Origin of the sequence: Bradyrhizobium sp. UBA2491 (assembly GCF_002341725.1) — a bacterium.
GTDB lineage: Bacteria > Pseudomonadota > Alphaproteobacteria > Rhizobiales > Xanthobacteraceae > Bradyrhizobium.
Genome location: NZ_DDOP01000092.1, coordinates 1 through 21,205 on the forward strand (window position 1 = coordinate 1; position 21,205 = coordinate 21,205).

At 64.0% G+C, this 21,205-nt stretch carries 19 protein-coding genes; 8 read left to right on the plus strand and 11 right to left on the minus strand.

Going from position 1 to position 21,205, the window contains the following annotated elements; genetic code table 11:
* The 5 genes from B2W55_RS30675 to B2W55_RS30695 form a co-directional block, all read right to left on the minus strand.
* Nucleotides 1–2,407, minus strand: a 2,407-nt coding sequence (locus tag B2W55_RS30675) for an NfrA family protein (protein WP_349678883.1), incomplete at its 3' end; no start/stop codon positions are given.
* A 260-nt stretch (nt 2,408–2,667) separates the two neighbouring features.
* Entirely contained in the window at nt 2,668–3,636 is a 969-nt protein-coding gene (locus tag B2W55_RS30680) for an alginate O-acetyltransferase AlgX-related protein (RefSeq protein WP_029879858.1), read from the minus strand.
* Nucleotides 3,637–4,701, minus strand: coding sequence for an alginate O-acetyltransferase AlgX-related protein (locus B2W55_RS30685; RefSeq protein ID WP_160306665.1), 1,065 nt, complete (start codon nt 4,699–4,701; stop codon nt 3,637–3,639). It abuts the gene before it with no gap.
* Between the two features lie 6 nt (nt 4,702–4,707).
* Entirely contained in the window at nt 4,708–6,093 is a 1,386-nt protein-coding gene (locus B2W55_RS30690) for an MBOAT family O-acyltransferase (RefSeq protein ID WP_024583902.1), read from the minus strand.
* Nucleotides 6,094–6,105: 12 nt separating this feature from the next.
* Nucleotides 6,106–6,819, minus strand: coding sequence for an alginate O-acetyltransferase AlgF (locus tag B2W55_RS30695; protein WP_160306663.1), 714 nt, complete (start codon nt 6,817–6,819; stop codon nt 6,106–6,108).
* Between the two features lie 383 nt (nt 6,820–7,202).
* On the opposite strand from B2W55_RS30695, the gene B2W55_RS30700 reads away from it, so the two are divergent.
* Together B2W55_RS30700 and B2W55_RS30705 are read left to right on the plus strand one after the other, a co-directional pair.
* The gene (locus B2W55_RS30700) at nt 7,203–7,484 is read left to right on the plus strand and encodes a hypothetical protein (RefSeq protein ID WP_024583900.1); all 282 of its coding nucleotides are present in this window, start codon (nt 7,203–7,205) and stop codon (nt 7,482–7,484) included.
* Entirely contained in the window at nt 7,466–7,870 is a 405-nt protein-coding gene (locus B2W55_RS30705) for a hypothetical protein (RefSeq protein ID WP_024583899.1), read from the plus strand. The genes B2W55_RS30700 and B2W55_RS30705 overlap by 19 nt, the downstream gene beginning before the upstream one ends.
* 195 nt (nt 7,871–8,065) lie before the next feature.
* On the opposite strand, the gene B2W55_RS30710 is transcribed toward B2W55_RS30705, so the two are convergent.
* The 3 genes from B2W55_RS30710 to rfbA all read right to left on the minus strand — a co-directional run bounded on the left by B2W55_RS30710 (nt 8,066) and on the right by rfbA (nt 10,877).
* Entirely contained in the window at nt 8,066–8,737 is a 672-nt protein-coding gene (locus B2W55_RS30710; protein ID WP_024583898.1) for a PEP-CTERM domain protein, read from the minus strand.
* 192 nt (nt 8,738–8,929) lie between these two features.
* Nucleotides 8,930–9,991, minus strand: a complete 1,062-nt coding sequence (rfbB, locus tag B2W55_RS30715) for a dTDP-glucose 4,6-dehydratase (RefSeq protein ID WP_024583897.1) — start codon at nt 9,989–9,991, stop codon at nt 8,930–8,932.
* A gap of 10 nt (nt 9,992–10,001) precedes the next feature.
* Nucleotides 10,002–10,877, minus strand: a complete 876-nt coding sequence (gene rfbA, locus B2W55_RS30720; RefSeq protein ID WP_024583896.1) for a glucose-1-phosphate thymidylyltransferase RfbA — start codon at nt 10,875–10,877, stop codon at nt 10,002–10,004.
* A 35-nt stretch (nt 10,878–10,912) separates the two neighbouring features.
* Between rfbA and B2W55_RS30725 the strand changes: the two genes are divergently transcribed.
* On the plus strand, nt 10,913–11,248 hold the full coding sequence (locus tag B2W55_RS30725) for a hypothetical protein (RefSeq protein WP_024583895.1): 336 nt from the start codon (nt 10,913–10,915) through the stop codon (nt 11,246–11,248).
* Between the two features lie 2 nt (nt 11,249–11,250).
* Here the strand turns inward: B2W55_RS30725 and B2W55_RS30730 are convergent, their stop codons facing one another.
* Nucleotides 11,251–11,817 (minus strand): PEP-CTERM sorting domain-containing protein, encoded by a 567-nt coding sequence (locus tag B2W55_RS30730; RefSeq protein WP_024583894.1) that lies wholly within the window; start codon nt 11,815–11,817, stop codon nt 11,251–11,253.
* 222 nt (nt 11,818–12,039) lie between these two features.
* Entirely contained in the window at nt 12,040–13,545 is a 1,506-nt protein-coding gene (locus B2W55_RS30735) for a PEP-CTERM sorting domain-containing protein (RefSeq protein WP_080890919.1), read from the minus strand.
* 393 nt (nt 13,546–13,938) lie between these two features.
* Between B2W55_RS30735 and B2W55_RS30740 the strand changes: the two genes are divergently transcribed.
* Nucleotides 13,939–16,260: a molybdopterin guanine dinucleotide-containing S/N-oxide reductase gene (locus tag B2W55_RS30740; protein ID WP_024583891.1), complete on the plus strand. Its 2,322-nt coding sequence runs from the start codon at nt 13,939–13,941 to the stop codon at nt 16,258–16,260.
* A 103-nt stretch (nt 16,261–16,363) separates the two neighbouring features.
* Nucleotides 16,364–17,407, plus strand: coding sequence for an alpha/beta fold hydrolase (locus B2W55_RS30745; RefSeq protein WP_024583890.1), 1,044 nt, complete (start codon nt 16,364–16,366; stop codon nt 17,405–17,407).
* Between the two features lie 39 nt (nt 17,408–17,446).
* On the opposite strand, the gene B2W55_RS30750 is transcribed toward B2W55_RS30745, so the two are convergent.
* Complete coding sequence (locus B2W55_RS30750; protein WP_024583889.1) at nt 17,447–17,959, minus strand: winged helix-turn-helix transcriptional regulator; 513 nt, start codon at nt 17,957–17,959, stop codon at nt 17,447–17,449.
* A 207-nt stretch (nt 17,960–18,166) separates the two neighbouring features.
* Here B2W55_RS30750 and B2W55_RS30755 point away from each other — a divergent pair, with 207 nt between their 5' ends.
* From B2W55_RS30755 to B2W55_RS30765, 3 genes are read left to right on the plus strand one after another with little or no spacing between them, the layout of a single operon-like run.
* A complete protein-coding gene (locus B2W55_RS30755) occupies nt 18,167–18,805 on the plus strand; it encodes a 2-hydroxychromene-2-carboxylate isomerase (RefSeq protein ID WP_024583888.1) in 639 nt (212 codons plus the stop codon).
* Nucleotides 18,806–18,863: 58 nt separating this feature from the next.
* Nucleotides 18,864–20,417, plus strand: coding sequence for a class I adenylate-forming enzyme family protein (locus B2W55_RS30760; protein ID WP_024583887.1), 1,554 nt, complete (start codon nt 18,864–18,866; stop codon nt 20,415–20,417).
* Nucleotides 20,418–20,466: 49 nt separating this feature from the next.
* Nucleotides 20,467–21,204: an SDR family oxidoreductase gene (locus tag B2W55_RS30765; RefSeq protein ID WP_024583886.1), complete on the plus strand. Its 738-nt coding sequence runs from the start codon at nt 20,467–20,469 to the stop codon at nt 21,202–21,204.
* The last annotated feature ends 1 nt before the right edge of the window (nt 21,205 follow it).

Sequence of the window (21,205 nt, forward strand, 5' to 3'; positions counted from 1 at the left end):
TATTGCAGGCCGAATGACAAGCCCCGATCGAGTAGGCCTCGGGCTTGGCATATGAGTCGTCATAGCTTGCTGCGATGACGGCATGCGGGAAGAACACCAGATTGCTGCTGATCGGATCGAGGCGGAAGCTGTGGCCGAAGCGGCCTTCCATCAGGCCGATGAGCTGGGCCTTCTCGAGAAAGCGATCGACTTCAGCGTAGACGTACCAGGTCGGCCAGTGCGTATCGATCGCGCGCAGATCGGTGCCCACCGAGTAGGAATAGGCCGCTCGCAGCAAGGTATCGTCGCGCGCCGCGCCACCGAGCTGGAACAGCTTGTCGATCTCGAGAACGAGATTTTGGTCGGTGAGCGGCTTCCAGCGCGCACCGACCATGCCCTGCAAGGTCTGCGATCCCGTCGGTCCGCCGGATTGATCGTAGAGCGTATCGAACAGCCGCATGAACACTTCGAACAGCGCGCCGTTACGATTGCCGATCTCAGCCGGCCGATAATAGAATTCCGAGCCCAGCTGGCCGGTATAGGAGCTGCTCGGAACCGTGGAAATCAGGAACGGGTTCGGCGCCGATCCGACCTTGCCGTAGGATATCGATGCATTGACGCCCCATTCGCGCGACAGGTCGGCGACCGTCCGGCGGGTCTCGAACAGCTTTTGATCGTCGATCGCGAGGCGGCCGTCGGCCTTGGCGTCGATGCCTTCCTTCAAATAGGCGATGGCTTTCGGATTCTGGAACTGGCGCATCGCAGTGTAGCCGGCATCGATGGTCGCGCGCGGCGGCAGTTGCCCCGTCGCATGGGCGCGATCGAACAGGGCAAGGGCGACCTGATCATTGCCGACGGCAACCGCAAGATAGGCCAGATCGGCGTCCCGGACCGTGCGCAGGCGGCCCTGCGCGATCGCCTGGTCAAACATCGCGCGGGCTTCCGCCTTGCGCTGGAGCTCGAGCAGGGTGTTGATCTGCGCCCGCAGCGCCTCGTCGCGCTTGGCCGGATTGGGGGCCATCTGCTCGGCGGCCTTGAACTGGGCGATGGATTCTTCCTTCCGCCCCAGTGCCTGCAACGCATAGGCCCGGCGGATCGCACGATCGTAGCTCTGCGGCAGGCCTTGCAGCGCGCGCAGCGCACGGCTGGGATCCTTTGCCGCCAGCGCGGCGTCGGCAAGCGAGAGACGGACGGTGCGGGCCTGCTCCGGGGAAAGGCCGCGATGCAGCGCGGTCTCCCAGTCGGCCATCGCGCCGCGCGCATTGTGTTGCAGGTTGCGGGCGTTGCCGCGCTGCGCGAAGATCTCGGCATTCCCCAGGCCTTGCGCGATCGCCTTGCTGGCCTCTGCTTCCGCCTCCACGGGCCGGCCGGCGCTCAGCAGCACGTTGATGAGCAAGAGGCGGTTCGCCACCAGGCTCGGGCTGTCGTCCACCGCCTTGCGGGCTTCCTCGACGGCGAGCGAATAATTCTTGGCCCGGCTGGCTTCATAGGCCTTGCCGGCGGCTTCGAAGCCCTCGGCGGCCTTGTCGATCGGGATTGCGATGTTCTGGACCAAGGGGGCTTCGAGGCTGCAAACCGAGCCATAGGGCGTGTCGCGGCAGCTTTGCACCGGCATCGGCATCGCCTTGCCGTCGCCCTTCAAGGTCGCCTTCTTGTCGGCCACAGCGTCCGCGTCGGCCGCGCGGTTGACGACGGCCGGATCGGTCTTCGAATAATCCGACAGCAGGTCTTTCGCCGCGCGAGAGTCGCCAGACGCCAGCGCCGCGTCGGCAGCGATCAGGCGGACATTCTTCCGTTCGATATCGGTGAGGCCGGGGACGGCAAGGGCGGCGTTGAAATCGGCGATCGCCTGGGCCCGGTTGCCGAGCTTCTGGTTCAGATAGCCGCGCCAGACCAGCGGCACGTAGTTGCCCGGGTCGAGCTTGTTGGCGTCGGTCGCGGTCGCGATCGCGTCTTGCAGGTTATTGTCGGCGATTTGGGCGCTCAGCAGCAGCAGCCGATACGACATCTGGTCGGGGGCGTACTCGACCGCCTTGCGGGCCGAGCGGACTGCGGCCTTGGCATCACCGCGCTCCAACGCCTTGTAGCCTTCGCCGGCCGGTGCCTGGGCCAGGCGCTGGCGGATGTTGGCCTGGCGCGCCTCCAATTCCTGGTTGCCGGCGAAGTCCGTCATGGCCTTGGTGGTGGCCTGGTCGGCCTTGGCCAGGTCGCCGGCGGCAACCAGGGCGTCGATCAGCAGCAGTCTCAGTCGCAGCACATCGGGCCGCAAGCCGACGGCCACCGCCGCATGCTCGGCGGAGCCGCGATAGTCACCCTGACTGAAGGAGCCGTAGGCCGCGGCGGCGGCGTTGTAGGCTTCGCCCTCCAGCGGAGGACCGTTGTCCGGAGCCTGCGCATGTCCCGCCGGGCAAAGCACAGCCGCGAGCAAGAGCGCTCCAAGGGTCGCCCTTGCGCCGGTCCATACCGATTTCTTTGCCCCCCAGATGCCCATGCAACAGCGATATGCGGAACCCGTTAAATAGCTCTCAAATCTATCCGAGCCGGCCATTCAGGGAAACCGCAATTGCCGCAGTCGGCCGTTTGGTCGCGGCCGATGTCGTTTCATTTCCTCACTTTTTTGCCGGTTGTGATGTTTTTGCTGCGCATTTTGAGAGGCGCCGGCGCAGTGCTGAATATTAACCAAATCGGTCAGTTGCGCAGGGCTTCGGAGAGGCGGGAGCGCCAATCCGCGGGGCTCATGACGCTGGCTGCGGCCCACTCGCCGGCCGTATCCGGACCGTTCTGAAGCTGCGCCTCGTTGAACTGCCAGACCAGATATTTGATCGTATTGCCTTGGAAGTCCGGAGATTTCAGAAACTGAAGCAGCGTCATCCAGGGACCCACGTCGCCCGGATTCCATTTCAGCGCCACCGGACGATCGATCGCATTGGAGAGCCGCTGCGGGAAACCAAAATAGGGCTGCACGAAGCTGTTCCCCACCACCGCGACCGGCGCTGGCGCAGCATCGAGCAAGTCGCCGCCCGCCTTTCCGGGCGTGCGGATGACGTATGATTCGGGGCCGATGCGACGCTTCTGCTCGGGGGTGAGGAAGTTCGCCGCGAGGTCCCCGAGATGCCGATCGGTGATCCACTCGCCGAGTTGCATGCCCGAGCCAGGCTTTCCGGGTAGCGGACCGGCGGCCTTGATGAATTCCGCGACCTGGTCCGCGGCGGCCTCCGCCGCAAACGTCGTCCAGTGGAAGTCGGCGCGGTAGAACACCTCCTTCTTGGCCGCGACCACGCTCTTCAACGCGTCCCTGAGGTCGATCGCCGTGACCCCGGCGGTCTTCAGTTCGACCAGTTGGGAATCATATCGCTTGCGGATGTCGTCCGATATCCGCGCCCCGTCGGGCAGCAGGCTCTCGTAATAGCGCGGCTTCAGCGGAACGATCGCGACGATCAGCCTGGTGCCCTTTTGTGCGAGCAGGCGGCTCGCCTCGGCGATCAGTTCGATGTCCGCTTTTTCGGATGCGGGCTTGGTCTCGGTCAGGCTTTCCCAGCCGGCGAACAGCCAGTTTTGCTTGCCTTCCAGGACCGCATCCCTGGCGGAGGCGCCAACGGTCGCCGTGATCATCAGCGCCGCGATTGCGGCAACGCGCGTTGCAAGGGGATACCGCACTTAGGTCGCGTCCGCTTCGAGCATTCGACGCTCGGCATCTGAGAGAGGGGTGACAAGCGATCGCATCGGCAACTCCCATATCACAACCCTGGTGGACGCCAATATCGCTGGCTTCTGTTGCAGCACATCGAGCAATGCGCCGGCAAATCCGCCACCGGCCTGACTGACCTGGCCGACCTCCCGCCCCAGCGCCGTCTGCAAATATTCGATGAAGCTGGAGTTGAGCGAAAAGGAGGAGCCGGCGAGAAGCACCGACGGGGCGCTTGCCTCGTCGAGCAAGCCGCCGGCACGGCGGATATCGAGCTTGATCTCGGGCGCATATTCCACGACCGGGCCAAGCCAGCGCGGCGCATCCAGAAGGCCCGCAAGCCGGGCAAGGTCGCCGGGGCGCTGGTGTGGCTGGCCGGTGACAAGCTTGATGGGCTCCGAGCCTCGTCCAAGCTTGCCGTTGACGACGTCCGCGACCGCGTTCGCGGCGAACGCGGCGCCGGAATTGTCCCAATGCGTGTCCGTCCGCCAATAGCCTGGCTTGGGCCAGCCCTGGTGCAGGTCGGGTTGCAGGAGATCGAGTGTCGCAGCCGCCTCCGACCAGCGTGTTGCGCGCCTGCGCGATGCGGTCGCCGTCAGGCCACACAGCTGGCCTTCGAGCTGCTCGGCCTTGTCCGGAACGGGGACGACGACCAGCAGGATGCCGCGGCTGGTGATCGCGTGGACCAGTTTCGGCAACAGCCGGAGGCGGGCATCGATGTTGGCGGCATCGTGCCGATCGACGCGCAATTCCTCGGCCGAGAACAGCCAGTCGCCGCAGCCTGCCCAGACCTGCGATCCCGCATCGTGCAGACCGCGGTAGAGAAGTCCGGCGGCGAGAGCGTCCAGCGGGGCGCTTCTGGGGATCGCGTCGAACACGGCGCGGTCGATCTTTCCGGCAAGCCGGCCCGACAGATAATCGTCGAGCCCTGCCGACTTCAGGATCGTGAGGAGATGGTCGCCGCCCCCGACGACGACCGAGCCGAAGCCGGCGAAGATGGTTGCCAGCACGACCAGTATTTTTGCGAGATCGGCCATCATCGGTCAGAACTGGAAATAGAGGAATGGAATGACGGTGCGGCCCTGCATCACCCAGAGCGACCAGAACCACAGGCAGGCCGCGAGCAGGAACGGTGGTTTTTCGATCAGCGTCGCCCGTGACGGCAGCAGTCTGCTCAGCAACGGCAGGTAGACGAGCGCGATGCCGGCGAACAGTGTGACGATCTCGATCGGCCTGATCGCGGCCAGGAAGCCGTTCGACAGGGTTGCACCATTGCGCCCGATCAGGCCGTCGAACATCGTGGCGGCGGTCTGCCAGTCCTGGGCGCGAAACAACAGCCAGCCAAGCATCACGAACATCAAGGTGACGACGTGCCCGAGCAGTGGAGGGATACGCGGCATCTGTGCCGCGGCCCAGATCCGCGCGACCACGAGTCCCATGCCGTGCCACAGGCCCCAGATCATGAAGGTCCAGCTTGCGCCGTGCCAGAGGCCGCCGAGCGCCATGGTCACGATCAAATTGAGGTAGGAGCGGAAGCGGCCGACGCGGTTTCCGCCAAGAGGGATGTAGAGATAATCGCGCAACCAGCTCGACAGGCTGATGTGCCAGCGGCGCCAGAATTCGGTGAGCGAACAGCTCAGATAGGGATTGTCGAAATTCTCCGGGAATTTGAGGCCGACCATCAAGCCCAGTCCGATCGCCATGCTGCTGTAGCCGGAGAAGTCGAAGTAGAGATGCAGCGTATAGGCTGCGACCGTGACGATTGTGTCGAAGGTCGAGGGCGATGGCAGTGCGTAGCCGGCCTCCACCAGCGGCGCCAGCGTATCGGCGATCAGCACCTTCTGCGCGAAGCCGAGCATGAAGCGCCGCAGGCCTTCGGCGAATTCCGAGACGTCGAAGATGCGTGCCTTCAGTCGCTCGGCGACCGATCGGTACCGGACGATGGGGCCGGCCACGAGATGGCCGAACATCCCCTGATAGGTCGCGTAGTTGATCAAATTGGGCTCGGCGGCAACCGTTTTCCTGAACACGTCGACGGAGTACGAGATCGCACCGAACACGAAAAATGACAGGCCGATCGGCAGCGGGATCGGCGACCAGTTCGCGATCGGAGCGCCGAGCTCGATCGCGCTCTCCGCGAACAGATTGACGTACTTGAAATAGATCAGGCCGAACAGCGGCGGCGCAATCGCGACCAGCAGCGCCAGGCGCCGCTGCGGCCCGAAGGCCCGCGCGATCCACAAGCCGGTGAGCCACGACCAGGACGCGATGATGATCAGCAGGGGCAGAAAATCCAGCCGCCACCAGCCGTAGAACACCAGGCTGAAGAACAGGATCGTGAAATTGCGCAGGAACGGCGGCGCGATCGCGTAGCAGATCAGGAACAGTGGCAGGAAGACGAAAACGAAGGAGTCGCTGACGAAGACCATGTTCGCTGCGACCTATTGGTCTCGATACGGCTCGGTCTCGTCGAATTGTCCGACCAATGCGGGCTTGCCGGCAATTTCCACGAGGAACAGGCTGAAATGGTCGCCCGAGCGCAGTTGAGGAAGCGTCAAGGCGGCACTGGCGCCGTTGCAGGTCGCCTCGAGCCTGGCCTGGACCGGGTTGATGGTGCGCGAATTGAAATGCCCGAACGCTGTGGCCTGGAAAACGACAGGCCCATCGGCGATGCGCAGCGAAGCGTCGCACGTGCCGGAAAGGTTGAAGAAGCGTAGCTGTGCCTTCAGGTCGTTGGCGCTGCCCTGTCCTTCGTCGATCGCAGTGCTGCTCCAGGTCTTGCCGTCACGCGCGATGGCAATGGTGTAGAACTGGTCGGCCTGCGGCTTGGCCGCAACTTCGGTGGCCACGCCGTCGACCGTCAGCCTGATCGGCTCGTTGGCGCGGACCACACGATAACGGCTTGCGACGGCGTTCTTGTCGATCGGCAGATCGCTCCCATTGAGCTTGGCGGCCGCTGTCGGCTCGGCGTTGACGATACGCAGGAAGGCAGAGCCCGGGGGCGGTCGTGTGGCGTAGAGCCGCCCGATCTCCTGCGCGGCAGCCGCACTCGCCGTCAGTGCAATGGCAACGCACGCGCCCTGCGTCCGATGCAGGACGCGCGAGCGGGCCCGTGACGCGGCTTCCGTTCTCGAATTTCCGGCCTTGCAGGACAACAATGTCTCCACTTGCGGCGATCGCTGGCGCCTAAAGCGGCTGGCGCAAGCGTGTCATAGCATCCCGCGACCGATTGAAAAGCGTGCGGCCCGATCGGATCGCTGCGTGGTAAATGTCGCTGCCTCGGCCGGGCAGACGTCGCCCTTGTCAGGTGCGGCTGGTGACGCCACGCCGACCCTCGGGGGGGCTCGCAATGGCCCCGAGGCTTGCTGCGGGCCAGGGTTCATCCGACATGGCACTAGCCAATCCCCAAACGGGTGAATAACATTAACCCCAATTGACGAAGCAACTGCGATTCTGAAGTTAATCCTCATACGGGAAGACCGTCCAGCCGGTTGGGCCAAGGGTTGGTCGCCTGTCGTGTCTGGCTGGAGAAACTGACATGCGAACGGTATTTGCGATTGCGATCGCTTCGGCCCTCCTGATCACGTCGCGCGCGGAGGCTCTGCCGGCGTCGAGCCAGTTGCGGCTGGCTCCGGCTGCATCAATGGTGACGGAAGCCAAGGTCGTGTGCAGGGAGAGCGGCCATTGCTATCGTCCCGCGGTGCGGCGGCCCGTCGCGAGATGGGTCTACGGCGATAACAATTTCTCCGGGCCGTATACCGGGCCCGGCAATTACGGCAGCCCGGCCTACCGCTACCGGTGGTGGCCGTTCTTCTGGTGACGATGGGTCTGGACCGCGTTGCGGTTCACTTGGACGTCATGATGGTTCCGGGCCGCGGCGTTGTCGCGCGGGATTCAATCACATATCGTTTGATGACGGGCTGCCGGGCGCGTGCGCGGCGTTTCCCGCTTGAGGGTGCTATGCGAATTGTTGGAGCGCTTTGCCTGGCGTTGCTGATGCTCACCGGCGCCGGGACGGCTGCCCACAGCGCAAACGGCATCCGGCTCGAGAACGGGAAGCTGGTTATCGCGCAGTCGTATTGCGCGATGTGCGCGACCGACCGCACGACATGCGTGACCAAATGCAATGGATCCGGCGCCTGCATTCAAAATTGCGACAACGACTACCAGCTTTGCGTCGAGCGCGCCTGCCGCGGTCGGCGGTAGATCGGTTTCAGTTTCACGGATTCTGCCGAAATAAAAAAGACCGCCCGGCGGGCGGTCTTCTGATTGGCGATGTGGTCGTCGCTCAGGCGGTTCGGTAAATGGCGACGGCCAAGCCGAACATCGCGAAAGCCAGCGTCACGCCGAGGTTGGCCGACGCCGGCAGGCAGTCGCTGCAGGTGCCGACGATCGCCATGATCAAGCGACCTTGAGCGGGGCGTCGTTGCGGCGCCGATAGGCGAGGAACCCGACCGTCGCGAAACCTGCGATGAGCATGGCCCACGTCGAAGCTTCGGGCACCGCCGCGACCTGCCCCTCGACGAACAGCCGCACCCCGTTGTCGGAGAAATGGCTCCAGCCGTCCGAGAAGAAGGATCGGAACAGGGTGGATGACCCGACCGGATCGTTCTGTCCGCCCAATCCGGCATAGCCGGTGGCTCCGAACAGGCCCGAACCGAACACCACGCCATAGGTGCCGGGTCCGAGGGTGAGGGACAGCGGCTGCGACAGATCGATTGCGGTGGCCTGCGGCACCGCGAACACGACATGCGCGAGGCTGTTGCTGGCGAGATCGGATTTCGCGAAGCTCGGGAGCAGGGTCTGCGGGTTCAGCGAAACGATCGCGCCGAAGATGCTGCCGGACGGATAGCCACCGAACTGCGCGCCGATCGCCGTGATCGATGTCGCCTTGCTCAGGGTAAAGGCCGCGCCGATCAGGTCGTCGCCGTGCAGGATGTATTCACCGGTATCGACGCCCGAATAGCTCGCACTCTGGTAGAGCACGTCGGCCTTCGAGGGGGACGACGACATTGTCGCGGCGCAAATCAAGGCAAACGCCGCGGCGCGCCAACCCGTTGTCTTCTGGAACATATTTAACTCCGTCAATTGAACAGAAACTGTTCATTAACCAGTCAACGCGACGTTTCCATGAAGCAACAATTAAATCGGACGAAACATGCGGATTGAAATTCCGCGACCGGGAGCGCTGGATGTTGCCGCCTGAGAGGGCGCCGGGGGCGCGCTCTGCGGACCTTGCGTGCCCGATCCGGTGTTGACGTACCGCTATCCCAGCCCGATGCGCGACTGGTGATATCCCCGATCCAGGATCGCCTGCCACCAGACGCGGTTCTCGAGGTACCAGCGGACGGTCTTGGCCAATCCGCTGTCGAAGTCTTCCTTGGCCTTCCAGCCAAGTTCACGCTCGAGCTTCGACGCATCGATCGCATAGCGTCGATCATGGCCGGGCCGGTCAGTCACGAATGAGATCAGGTTCCGCCTGGAAGCCGGACCGGGCGCAAGCTGGTCAAGCAGCTCGCAAATCGTATTGACCACGTCGAGGTTGGTTCGCTCGTTGCGGCCCCCGATATTGTAGGTCTCGCCGATCCGGCCGTGCTCGAGCACGAGCGTGAGCGCCCTGGCGTGATCCTCGACATACAACCAGTCCCGAATGTTGCGGCCGTCGCCATAGACCGGGAGGGGTTCGCCGGCGAGCCCCTTGATGATCATGTGCGGGATCAGCTTTTCGGGAAAGTGATAGGGGCCGTAATTGTTGGAGCAGTTCGTGACGATGGTGGGCAGATCGTAGGTTTCCCGCCAGGCACGGACCAGATGATCCGACGACGCCTTGCTGGCCGAGTAGGGCGAGTTCGGCGCATAGGCGCTGGTCTCGGAAAACAGGCCGGACTCACCGAGCGATCCGAACACCTCGTCGGTCGACACGTGGAGAAAGCGAAATCGTGCCTTCGCCTCCGGTGAGAGGCCGCGCCAGTGACGCAGGGCTTCTTGGAGCAGGGTGAAGGTGCCGACGATGTTGGTCTGGATGAAATCGCCGGGCCCGTCGATCGACCGGTCGACATGGCTCTCGGCGGCCAGATTGATCACCGCGCTCGGCTGGTAGGTCTCGAAGATGCGGCGCAGCGCCTCCGCCTGGCAGATGCAGTGCTGCTCGAACGCATAGCGCGGATTGCCGGAGGCGCCGGGCAGGGAGTCGAGATTGGCGGCGTAAGTCAGCTTGTCGACGTTCACGACCCGTGCGCCGGTGTCTGCGAGGAGGTGACGCACGACGGCCGAGCCAATGAAGCCCGCGCCTCCGGTTACGAGAATGGTGAGATTGTCGAAGCGCACGGTTAGCCGGCTAGTTGGTGAAGGAACGGGCGACGGATTTCAGATACTCTCCGTAGCTGCTTTTGGCGGTCTTCTCCGCGGCGCGATTGAACTCCTCCAGCGTGATGAACCCGCGCCGCAGCGCAATCTCCTCGGGGCAGGCGATGCGCAAGCCCTGGCGCTGCTCGAGAATCTGCACGAAGTGGCTGGCCTCGACCAATGACGAGTGGGTGCCGGTGTCGAGCCATGCGAAACCGCGGCCGAGCACCTCGACAAACAGATCTCCGCGATCGAGGTAGGCCCGGTTGACATCGGTGATCTCGAGCTCACCCCGTGGGGACGGCTTCAACTGAGCTGCGATGTCGAGCACGTCATTGTCGTAGAAATAGAGTCCGGTCACGGCGACATTCGACTTCGGGACCCGCGGCTTTTCCTCGATCGAGCGCGCCTTGCCCTGCGCGTCAAACTCGATCACGCCGTACTGTTCAGGCGTGTTGACGACATAGCCGAACACCGTGGCGCCGCTCGGTCGCGCCGTTGCCCGCGCCAGCATCTCGGGCAGGCCATGGCCATAGAAGATGTTGTCGCCGAGGACGAGCGCGACGCTGTCGTTGCCGACGAAGCTGCGGCCAACGATGAACGCGTCGGCCAGCCCGCGCGGGGTCTCCTGCGTGGCGTAGGAGAAGTTGAGGCCAATCTCCGAGCCGTCACCGAGCAGGCGCTGGAACAGCGGCTTATCCTGCGGCGTCGAGATGATCAGAATATCCCGGATTCCTCCCAACATGAGTGTCGAGAGCGGATAGTAAATCATTGGCTTGTCAAAAACCGGTAGCAACTGCTTCGAAACGACGGTCGTGACTGGATAAAGACGCGTTCCAGTTCCCCCGGCGAGTATGATGCCCTTCATTATGCCTCGCAAACTTCGCCGTTAATGACAGTAGCATGTATAATATCGCGGACAAATGGTTTTGCCGGCGTTGGTTTATTCGCCGCGGAAGTGAAGTTGCCCGCGGCTGCTTCCCGCGAATCGTAGCGATCGGCAGCAAATCGTTCGACGATCAGCGCGGTTGCTCGCTGGAAGCCGAGCAACGGGCGCGCTGCTCCGCCGGGCGCATTAACCATCCCCGCGTGCAGGATGTCCTGCTCGCTGCGCGGTACGAGAAGCGGGATCGGTTCACCGGAATTGCAGGTCGCAGCATCAAGCAAAAGGCCTCGACGCTGTCACGCATCGAGGCCTGGAGCGAGATGCCGCCAAGGCGGCGATCGATGTCGTCGTGAGCTTACACCGCTGCGTTGGCAGAGCGGCGGCGATATCCGAGGACGGAGAGCCCAACGAAGCCGAGCAGCATCATCGCCCAGGTCGACGGCTCGGGAACGGCGGCGGTCAACGCAAAGGTCCCGACGCCGAAGCCGCCGGGAGCGATTTCACCGTAGTTGTTGCCGGGGGTCACGTCGGTCGAGTTCGGCGCGTAGAAGCTGAAGATCTGGTAGGTGCCGTCGGAGGTCTGGAATTTGAATCCGGTGGTGTCGATGTTCGCGGCGCTCACATAGCTGTTCGCGCCGGAGCCAAACGACGACCCGATCGGGAAGATCAGATTGTCGGCGCCGGGCAGCAGGGCGGTGATGGACTTGCCATTCACCTCGCCGAGGAAGCTCGTCAGCATGTCGCCATTGGTGCCGGTGGTCACCGTCAGGGTGCCGGAGCCGGTGCCGTAGAAGCCGCCGAGGCTGGAGGCGGGTCCGGTCAGCGACCAGTCGTAGGTCAGGGTGGCGGCTTGCGCGGCCGAGAATGCCGACGCGATCAAGCTCGCCGCGAAGGCAGATGCCAGGAGGAGTTTGCTACGCATTTTTGCGGGTCCATTTTACCTAATTGCACCGGAACTAAACTAGGTGCGTTGTTGCTTCGGCTCTGTGACAGTCTCTCGAAGAATCCCGGCGTTCACGGAATGGTTAGCCGGGATGATTAGCCGGCGCTTGAACCGGCAGGATGGCAGGGCCACGCGAGACCCTGCGCCAGTGCTGCCGGAGCGTGCGTTACGTGCGTCCCCCGGCAGACGTGGTTTCGGGAATTATCCGACCAGGCCCGCGCAAGGAGAGGCCGCGTTGAGCGTCCCCTTGTTGCGACGGCGATAGCCCAGGAAGCCGATCGCGGCGAAGCCGGCAATCAGCATGGTCCAGGTCGAAGGCTCCGGAACCGCAGGTGCAAAGGACACGCCACGGATCGCTTCGCCAGGACCGGCGGCATAGAGCGTGTTGAACTGCTCATTGCCGGCCTGACCGATCGAGGTGAAGCTCAACGTATCGGTGATCTCGTAGAGATAGCTCGGCGACAATTCGTTGAGGCCGTAGCTGGTCGCGAACAGCTCGACCTGCCCATTCACGACCTGGCCCGTCAATCCGAGCAGACCGGTCACGCCCGGCGCAGTCGGATTGTTCGCGTTGGCGTTGTTGACCAGGCTCAGGCCCTTCACCAGATCGTAGTCCAGCACCCAATTGCCGTTCACGAGGCTCCACTTCTGAAGGCCGCCTTCGCCGAGCGCCGCCTTGTTGGCGTTGCCGTTCTTGGGCTGCCCGCTGTCGGCGACGTAGAGCGTCGTCGAGTTGGCAAAGAAGTACTGCTCCGGGCTCAGATAGACGAATGAGCCGATCCGGGAGTTGTTGACGCCGTTGGCAAGGCTCGCCGTGAGGTTGATCGAGCCGTTGTTTCCGCCGCTGGAGAGCGGGCTCGCGGGCGGCGTGATGTGCGTCGTGACCAGGCCGCTCGAACTGGTGGGCAAGCCGCCGGAGCCATTGGTCAGGCGGCTGACATTGGTGAAGTTCTGCGCGCCGCTGCCCGGCGGATTGTAGTCGCGCGAGACGTAGAGCTGGTTGCCGCTGCCGGTGTTGGCGATCGACACGACGCGGGTATCGGTCGAGTTGTCGATCGCGGTCGCGGTGGTTGCGCCCCTGCTCGCCAGGAACACGCCCTGCGTCGGATCGGTCTTCGAGGCGCCCTGGCCGGAGACGTAGAACGAACTGCCGTCGACCGTGGCGACGCTGCGCGGGTTGTTCTGGTTGAAGACGCCGGTCAGCGCCGTCGTGGTATCGACGCTGCCATTGGCGCCGATCAGCGCAATCACGCGCGCCACCGTGGTGACGGGCGTGCCGGTCTGCTGGGCCGCCGTCAGGCTGGTGGTCTGGCCAAGTGCCGAGGTGCCGTAGGTGGTCGAAGGCGCGGAATTGAACGTGTTGGCGTTGACGCCGTAACCCGCGATCGTCAGATACTGTCCGTTGACGGAACGTTGCAGGATTCCTTCCGACGCCGATCCGTATTCACCGGAGATCGCCGAATTGGCGCCTACCGTCGTCTGCGGCAGGACGAGGGAGCCGGCGGCGGTTGCCGTGGTTCCGTTGTTGCTCAGCGTGAACTGCTTCAATGTGATCGCCGACGCACTGTCCAGCGTTGTCCCCGAAACCGTGCTGATGACGAGATTTCCCGGCAGGAACTCGAACGCCTGAGACGGCGAATTGCCGAGGATGAGTGCAGACGCGCCAAGCACCGTGGTGCTCAGCAATATTCTCGATTTTTTGTGCATTATATCGCCCCCATTTGAATCGTTTTTTCGATTAATGGGGGCGTATGACGCAGCTGTGACAACTCGCCGCAGGGGGCGATGAATCAATTATCGGGGGCACATTATTCGCGGGAAATTATATCCAGTGGTATTCCGCTGCGGATATTGTCTTGAGCGCGATCTCCGCTTGCTTCCGTCTGCTTCGTATTCAAGTCCAGTGCGAGAAAGACGGCGGCACAACGCAATCGTGCATCGCGGCCTTCAATTTGACGGAGATCGGATTCGGACCCTCGGACGCTTGCAAGGCGTCCTGCATCTCCGACAACCCTGAATCGACAGACATCCGGGAGTGGATCGTTATACTGGCGACATATTTCTGACGGGCTCGACAGCCTGTTTCGAAGGATGCCCTGAATGAGCGAAACCATTGGCTATCCCGATCCCGGGCTCGATCTGTCCGATGGTTTCAAGCCGCACACCTCGCATTGGGGCGTGTTTTCGGCGCGTCTCGGCAAGGACGGTCTCGAAGTCCGGCCCTATGCCGGCGATCCCGACCCGAACGGCATCGTCAACAATTTCCCCGGCGCACTGCGTCATCAGGCGCGTATTGCCCAGCCGGCGATCCGCCGCGGCTGGCTCGAGCGCGGTCCGGGGCCCGATGATCGCCGCGGCCGCGATGAATTCGTCCCGGTCAGCTGGGAGAAGGCGCTCGATCTCCTGGGCGGTGAGCTTTCACGGGTTCGCGACACGGTCGGGCCCGGCGCGGTGTTCGGCGGCTCCTATGGCTGGTCGAGCGCCGGCCGCTTCCATCACGCGCAGAGCCAGGTGCATCGCTTCCTCAACATCGCACTCGGCGGCTATGTCCGTTCGGTGAACACCTATTCGTCCGGCGCGTCGTCGGTGCTGCTGCCGCAGATCCTCGCCGGTTACGAGGACATCACCAAGCGCAACGTCACCTGGGAGCAGATCGCCGGTGAAACCGACATCGTGCTGGCGTTCGGCGGCATGGCGCTGAAGAACTCGATGGTCGCCGGCGGCTCGATCAGCAAGCACATTGAACGCGGCGCAATGGAAGCGGCGCAACGGCGCGGCTGCCAGTTCATCCTGGTCAGCCCGCTGCGCGACGATCTGCCGGTCGAGGCCGGCGCCGAATGGATCACGGCAATGCCCGGCACCGACACCGCGCTGATGCTCGGTATCGTCCACACCCTGGTCGGCGAAGGCCTGCATGATCAGGCGTTCCTCGATCGCTATACCGAGGGCTGGCCGGTGTTCCTGCGCTATCTGACCGGCGAAAGCGATCGGCAGCCGAAGAGCGCGGAATGGGCCGCAGCGATCTGCGGCATCGACGCCGGCGCGATCAAGGCGCTCGCCCGCCGGCTCGCCGGGCGGCGCGCGCTGATCACCGTCTCGCATTCGTTGCAGCGCGCCGAGCATGGCGAGCAGCCGGTGTGGATGGGCATGGTGCTGGCGGCGGCGCTCGGCCAGATCGGCCTGCCCGGCGGAGGTTACGCCTATTCGCTCGGCGCGATCGGCTATTACGGCCGCCGCGTCAATGCCGTGCCGGGGCCGACGCTTGGGCAAGGCCGCAACGGCGTCGCCGACTTCATCCCGGTGGCGCGCATCGCCGACATGCTGCTCAATCCCGGCACCAGCTATCGCTACAATGGCGAGACGCGGACTTATCCGGATATCCGCCTGGTCTATTGGGCCGGCGGCAATCCGTTCCACCATCACCAGGATCTCAACCGGCTGCGCAAGGCGTTTGCGCGGCTCGACACGCTGGTGGTGCATGAGCTCGCCTGGACCGCCACGGCGCGGCATGCCGACATCGTGCTGCCTGCGACGATGACGCTGGAGCGCGAGGACATCGGCTATTCCACCAACGATCCGCTGATGGTCGCGATGCACCGGATCGCCGAGCCGTTCGGGCTCGCGCGAGACGACTACGACATCTTCGCCGACCTCGCCGAGCGGCTCGGGGCCCGCGAGCCCTTCACCGAGGGGCGCACGTCGCGCGAATGGCTCGAACGTCTCTACGAGCCGACCCGCAAGGCGCTGGCCGCGCGCGGAGCCGAGTCGCCGAGCTTCGAGGAGTTCTGGGAGCGCGGCAGCCTGGTCGTGCCGCAACATCTCGACGACGGCGGCTCGCTGCGCCGCTTCCGCGAGGACCCCGTGGCGCGGCCGCTGCCGACGCCGAGCGGCCGCATCGAGATCTTCTCGCAGAAGATATCGGATCATGGCGATGCCGATTGTCCGGGCCATCCGGTGTGGCTCGAGAAGACCGACACGCCGACGCCGGGCTCGCCGTGTTTTCTGGTTGCCAATCAGCCGGTGACACGTCTGCACAGCCAGCTCGATTTCGGCGGCCATTCGCTGGAGGCCAAGCACCGCGGCCGCGAGGTCGCGCGCATGAACCCGCGCGATGCCGCGGCGCGCGGCATTGCGGACGGCGACATCATCCGGCTGTTCAATGCGCGTGGGGCTTGCCTCGCCGCCGTGCATGTCACCGACGGCATCGCGCCTGGCGTGGTCCAGTTGCCGACCGGTGCCTGGTACGACCCGATGGACCCCGAGGACGAGGCGCCGCTATGTGTCCACGGCAATCCGAACGTGCTGACGCGTGACATCGGGACGTCATCCTTCGCGCAGGGCTGCACCGGTCAGCTCACGACGGTGCAGGTCGAGCGTTTCAACGGCAATCTGCCGCCGATCCGCGCCTTCGATCCCGAATAGCGGGACTACGGCTGATCACGAACAAATCATCTGACGGCGCTGGATGGCGCCCGGCCGTTGAGCTACCGCATCGTCGGATCGCCCTGAGATCGGACCCGCTGAGATGCACCTGAGAACCCTGATTCATCTTACCGCCGCTGCGACCATCGCGCTTGGCGCGTCCAACGCTTCGGCGCAGACCGCCGCCGAACCGGCCTATGGACCGGAATTGCAGGGCTTCGACTATCCCTATCCGGTGCAACATTATCGCTTCAGCTCGCAGGGGCAGGAGCTCGAGATGGCCTATCTCGACGTCAAGCCCGCGGCGGCCAATGGCCAGACCGCAGTGCTGCTGCATGGCAAGAATTTCTGTGCCGCGACCTGGGACGGCACCATCAAGGCGCTCAGCGGCGCCGGCTATCGCGTGATCGCGATGGACCAGATCGGCTTCTGCAAATCCTCGAAGCCGGAACGCTATCAGTTCACCTTCCAGCAGCTTGCCGGCAACAGCCGCGCGCTGCTCGCCTCGCTCGGGATCGAGCATTCGATCATGGTCGGCCACTCGACCGGCGGCATGCTGGCGATGCGCTACGCCCTGATGTATCCGGACGCCACCGACCGCCTGGTGCTGGTCGATCCGATCGGCCTCGAGGACTGGAAGGCCAAGGGCGTGCCATGGCTCAGCCTCGACGGCTGGATGCAGCGCGAGACGCGCGTCACCGCGGACAGCATCCGCGCCTATGAGCGCGCCACCTATTACGCCGACACCTGGGATCCGTCCTACGAGGTGTGGGTGCAGATGCTGGCCGGGATGTATCGCGGAGAGGGCCGCGCCGCCGTGGCGTCGAGTTCGGCGCGGCTCTACGACATGATCGCGACCCAGCCGGTGTTCTACGAATTCGAGCAGATCAAGCCGCCGACGCTGCTGTTTGTCGGCGACAAGGACACCACGGCGATCGCCAAGGACACCGCGCCGCCGGAGATCCGCAAGACGCTCGGCAACTATCCGGTGCTGGGCAAGGCGGCCGCCAAGCGGATTCCGCATGCGCAGCTGATCGAATTCCCCGACCTCGGCCATTCGCCGCAGATCCAGGCGCCGGCACGCTTCCACGAGGCGCTGCTAGATTGGTTGCGGCACCCGGAGACCGGCGCCACGCTGGTCAAATAGCCACCGGCCGCGTGGGGCGGCGATTCTCCAAGCGATTGTCTAACCGGACTCAGCGGCTCGCTTGGTGCGCTCCCGCGCGCTGGCGTGCAGCGGCGACGATCGCCGGGCGCCGGGGCCCGGATGCACATGGACGTGCTTGGCGCTGAGCGGCTCGCCGCATTCCGAGCAGACCATGACGGGATCGAACATCTTCCCGCAGGTCTTGTGTTCGTGCAGCAGCGGCCGGCCGCGCGCGTCGACCATGTGGACGTTGCCCCAGTGCACGATCGACATGATGATCGGATAGAGGTCGAGCCCCTTCTGGGTCAGGATGTATTCGTAGCGCTTCGGCGCGTCCTGATAGGGAATCTTGCGCAGCACGCCGAATCGCACCAGCTTCTTCAGCCGGTCGGCGAGCAGATGCCGGGTGATCCCGAGCGACGCCTGGAAGTCGTCGAACCTGCGGATGCGCAGGAAACATTCGCGCAGGATCAACAGGCTCCAGCGGTCGCCGATCACCGCCACGGTGCGGGCCAGCGAGCACGGCTCCTCCTCGAGGGCATCCCATTTCATCGGCGTCTCCAGCAGTCTGCAACGGCAGAACCAACAAAATTCTAAAACAGAACTGACGTCGTTTCAATAGGATGCCTTTCACAGGGCTATATCCAAGCCATTGCATGACAAATATCATATTGACAGTTCTAAAATAGAACTTATGGTCTCGGCCACGATCAACCGGCAGTGACGGACGATTGCTGCCAATCGAAGGGAAGGCGTTCCATGGCTGCTCCGCTCAAGGTCGAATTCCACTTCGATTTCGGAAGTCCGAACGCCTATCTCGCCGAACTCGCGCTGCCGGGCATCGAAAAGCGCACCGGCGTGAAGTTCGATTACGTCCCGGTGCTGCTCGGCGGCGTCTACAAGGCGACCGGAAACATGTCGCCCGGCGAGTCTCTGCGCGGGATCAAGAACAAGCCGGAATACAATGCGCTCGAGACCGAGCGTTTCCTGCGCCGCCACAACATCACGACCTTCAAGTCGAACCCGTTCTTCCCGGTCAACACGTTGATGTTGATGCGCGGCGTCGTCGCCGCCGATTTCGAGGGACTGTTCGAGCCCTATTTCCGCGCCGCCTATCACCACATGTGGTCCGAGCCCAAGAAAATGGATGATCCGCAGGTGTTTCGCGAAGCCTTCCTGTCTTCAGGTCTCGACATCGATCGGATCATCGCCCGCGCCCAGCAGGACGAGGTGAAGAAGAAGCTGATCGACAACACCAGCAACGCCGTGGCGCGTGGCTCGTTCGGCTCGCCGACCTTCTTTGTCGGCGACGAGATATTCTTCGGCAAGGATCGCTTGCGAGAAGTCGAGGACGAGATCGTGGCTCAGTTGGCCGCGGGGCAGCGCAAGACCGCCTGAGCGGGAGATTCCTCAAGCCAACAAATCAGGCCCGAAGGGCTGCGACAGGGAGGTTTCAGTGCAGGCGTTGACCGAGTTTGCCGAAGGAAGCGTGGAAGGCTTGCCGAACCGCATCCATGAGGTGATCAATCATCATGTCGTGGCGACGCCAAATCATCCGGCGCTGATCGACGACAAGATGCGGCTGACTTATCGGGAGCTCGATCAGGCGGTCGATCGCGTCGCAGCCGCATTGCAGGCGCTCGGCATCCGCGCCGGCGACCGCATGATGATCGTGAGCGAGAATTCGATTCCGCTCGCCTGCCTGCTGCTGGCGGCAAGCCGGCTCGATGTCTGGTCGATCGTGGTCAATCCGCGGCTGTCGCCGCGCGAGCTCGACCAGATCAGGGATCACAGCGGCGCCCGCCGCGTGCTGCTGACCGCCGACGTGTCGCAGGAGGCGGCCGCGCATGCCGCGCGTTATGAGGCTGCCATCCAAGACGTCGGTCCGCTCCGCGGCATCGCGGTCACCGGCCTGAATCTGGCCACGGTGGCCGAGCCGGTCGAGGCCGACGGCGCAAGCCAAGTCGGGGTCCTCATCTACACGTCGGGCACCACGGGCGCGCCGAAGGGCGTGATGCTGACCCACCGCAACCTGCTGTTCAGCGCCCGCGGCACCGCGGCGTTCCGCAAGATGACGGCAGATGACGTGCAGTACTGCGTGCTGCCGATCTCGCACATCGTCGGCATCTCGTTGCTGACCATGACCCTGATGGTCGGTGCCACCGTGCGTCTGGTCGCGAAATACGATCCGGCCGCGCTGGTCAACGCGATGGCGGAAGAGGGCATCACCATCCTGAACGGTGTGCCTGCGACCTATCAGCGCCTGCTCGAATATCGGCGCAATGCCGGCCTGGCGAAGCTCGATCGCGGCCGCTTGCGGGTGATTTCGGTGGCCGGCGCGCCGCTCGACCTCGAGCTCAAGTCCCGGGTCGAGCAGGAGCTGGGCCTGCCGCTGCTCAATGGTTACGGCATCACCGAATGCTCGCCGGGCATCTCCGGCGTCCGGCCCGACAACCCGCGGGCCGACCATGCGGTCGGCGCCGTGATGCCGGGCCTCGAGGCGAAGCTGGTCGGCCGCGACCTCAAGCCGGTTGCATCAGGCGAAGTCGGCGAGTTGCATGTTCGCGGCCCGAATGTGATGCGCGGCTACTACCGCGCACCCGATCTGACCGCCAAGGCGATCGACCCCGACGGCTGGTTCAACACCGGTGATCTGGCGCGCTTCGAGGATGACGTGCTCTATATCGTCGGAAGAACCAAGGAGATGATCATCCGCTCCGGGTTCAACGTCTATCCGGCCGAGATCGAGGCCGTGCTGAGCACGCATGACGCCGTTGTGCAGTGCGCCGTGGTCGGGCGGTCGGTCGAGGGCAACGAGGAAGTCGTCGCCTTCGTGCAGCTGATCAAGGGATCGACGGCGACGGCGCAGGACCTGATGGCCCATGTTGCCCCGCAACTGACCTCGTACAAGCGGCCGTCGGAGATTATCCTGATGGACGCGCTGCCCGCGACATCGACGGGCAAGCTCCTGAAACACAAGCTGGCGGAATCGCTGCGCGGCCAAAGCTGACGCATCGTCCGTAGAACCATCCACTCAAGCAAAAGACCGGAGAAACACCATGCAGAAGAGAAACAAGACGGTCGCCGTCATTGGTGCCGGTGATTACATCGGCGGTGAGATCGCCAAGAAGTTCGCCGCCGAGGGCTTCACGATCTTCGCCGGTCGCCGCAATGGCGACAAGCTGGCGCCACTGGTCAAGGAGATCGAGGCCGCCGGTGGCGAGATTCATGCGCGCTCGCTCGATGCGCGCAAGGAGGAGGAGATCATCTCCTTCCTCAACGATGCCGACAAGCATGCGCCGCTGGAAGTCTGCATCTTCAACATCGGCGCCAACGTCAATTTCCCGATCCTCGAGACCACCGAGCGTGTGTTCCGCAAGGTCTGGGAGATGGCCTGCTATTCCGGATTCCTGGCCGGACGCGAGGCGGCGCGGCTGATGCTGCCGCGCGGCGAGGGCAACATCTTCTTCACTGGCGCGACCGCCTCGCTGCGTGGCGGCAGCGGTTTTGCCGCCTTCGCCAGCGCCAAGTTCGGCCTGCGCGCAGTGGCACAGGCGATGGCGCGCGAACTGGGCCCGAAGAACATCCATGTCGCGCATCTCATCATCGACTCCGGCGTCGACACAGCCTGGGTGCGGGAGCGGCGGGAACAGCTTTGGGGCAAGGAGGCGCTCGACAACCCCGATCTCTTGATGCCGCCGGCTTCGGTCGCCTCGTCCTATTGGCAACTGTACCAGCAGCCGAAGAGTGCCTGGACCTTCGAACTCGAAATCCGGCCCTTCGGCGAGAAGTGGTAGG

Bases quoted from the DNA above. Each gene is read 5' to 3' on its own strand.
- B2W55_RS30735 (WP_080890919.1), bottom strand. From the start codon at position 13,545: ATGCACAAAAAATCGAGAATATTGCTGAGCACCACGGTGCTTGGCGCG.
- B2W55_RS30750 (WP_024583889.1), bottom strand. From the start codon at position 17,959: ATGAAATGGGATGCCCTCGAGGAGGAGCCGTGCTCGCTGGCCCGCACC.
- B2W55_RS30765 (WP_024583886.1), top strand. From the start codon at position 20,467: ATGCAGAAGAGAAACAAGACGGTCGCCGTCATTGGTGCCGGTGATTAC.
- B2W55_RS30740 (WP_024583891.1), top strand. From the start codon at position 13,939: ATGAGCGAAACCATTGGCTATCCCGATCCCGGGCTCGATCTGTCCGAT.
- B2W55_RS30730 (WP_024583894.1), bottom strand. From the start codon at position 11,817: ATGCGTAGCAAACTCCTCCTGGCATCTGCCTTCGCGGCGAGCTTGATC.
- B2W55_RS30690 (WP_024583902.1), bottom strand. From the start codon at position 6,093: ATGGTCTTCGTCAGCGACTCCTTCGTTTTCGTCTTCCTGCCACTGTTC.
- B2W55_RS30725 (WP_024583895.1), top strand. From the start codon at position 10,913: ATGTATAATATCGCGGACAAATGGTTTTGCCGGCGTTGGTTTATTCGC.
- B2W55_RS30685 (WP_160306665.1), bottom strand. From the start codon at position 4,701: ATGGCCGATCTCGCAAAAATACTGGTCGTGCTGGCAACCATCTTCGCC.
- B2W55_RS30755 (WP_024583888.1), top strand. From the start codon at position 18,167: ATGGCTGCTCCGCTCAAGGTCGAATTCCACTTCGATTTCGGAAGTCCG.
- B2W55_RS30710 (WP_024583898.1), bottom strand. From the start codon at position 8,737: ATGTTCCAGAAGACAACGGGTTGGCGCGCCGCGGCGTTTGCCTTGATT.
- rfbA (WP_024583896.1), bottom strand. From the start codon at position 10,877: ATGAAGGGCATCATACTCGCCGGGGGAACTGGAACGCGTCTTTATCCA.
- B2W55_RS30700 (WP_024583900.1), top strand. From the start codon at position 7,203: ATGCGAACGGTATTTGCGATTGCGATCGCTTCGGCCCTCCTGATCACG.
- B2W55_RS30745 (WP_024583890.1), top strand. From the start codon at position 16,364: ATGCACCTGAGAACCCTGATTCATCTTACCGCCGCTGCGACCATCGCG.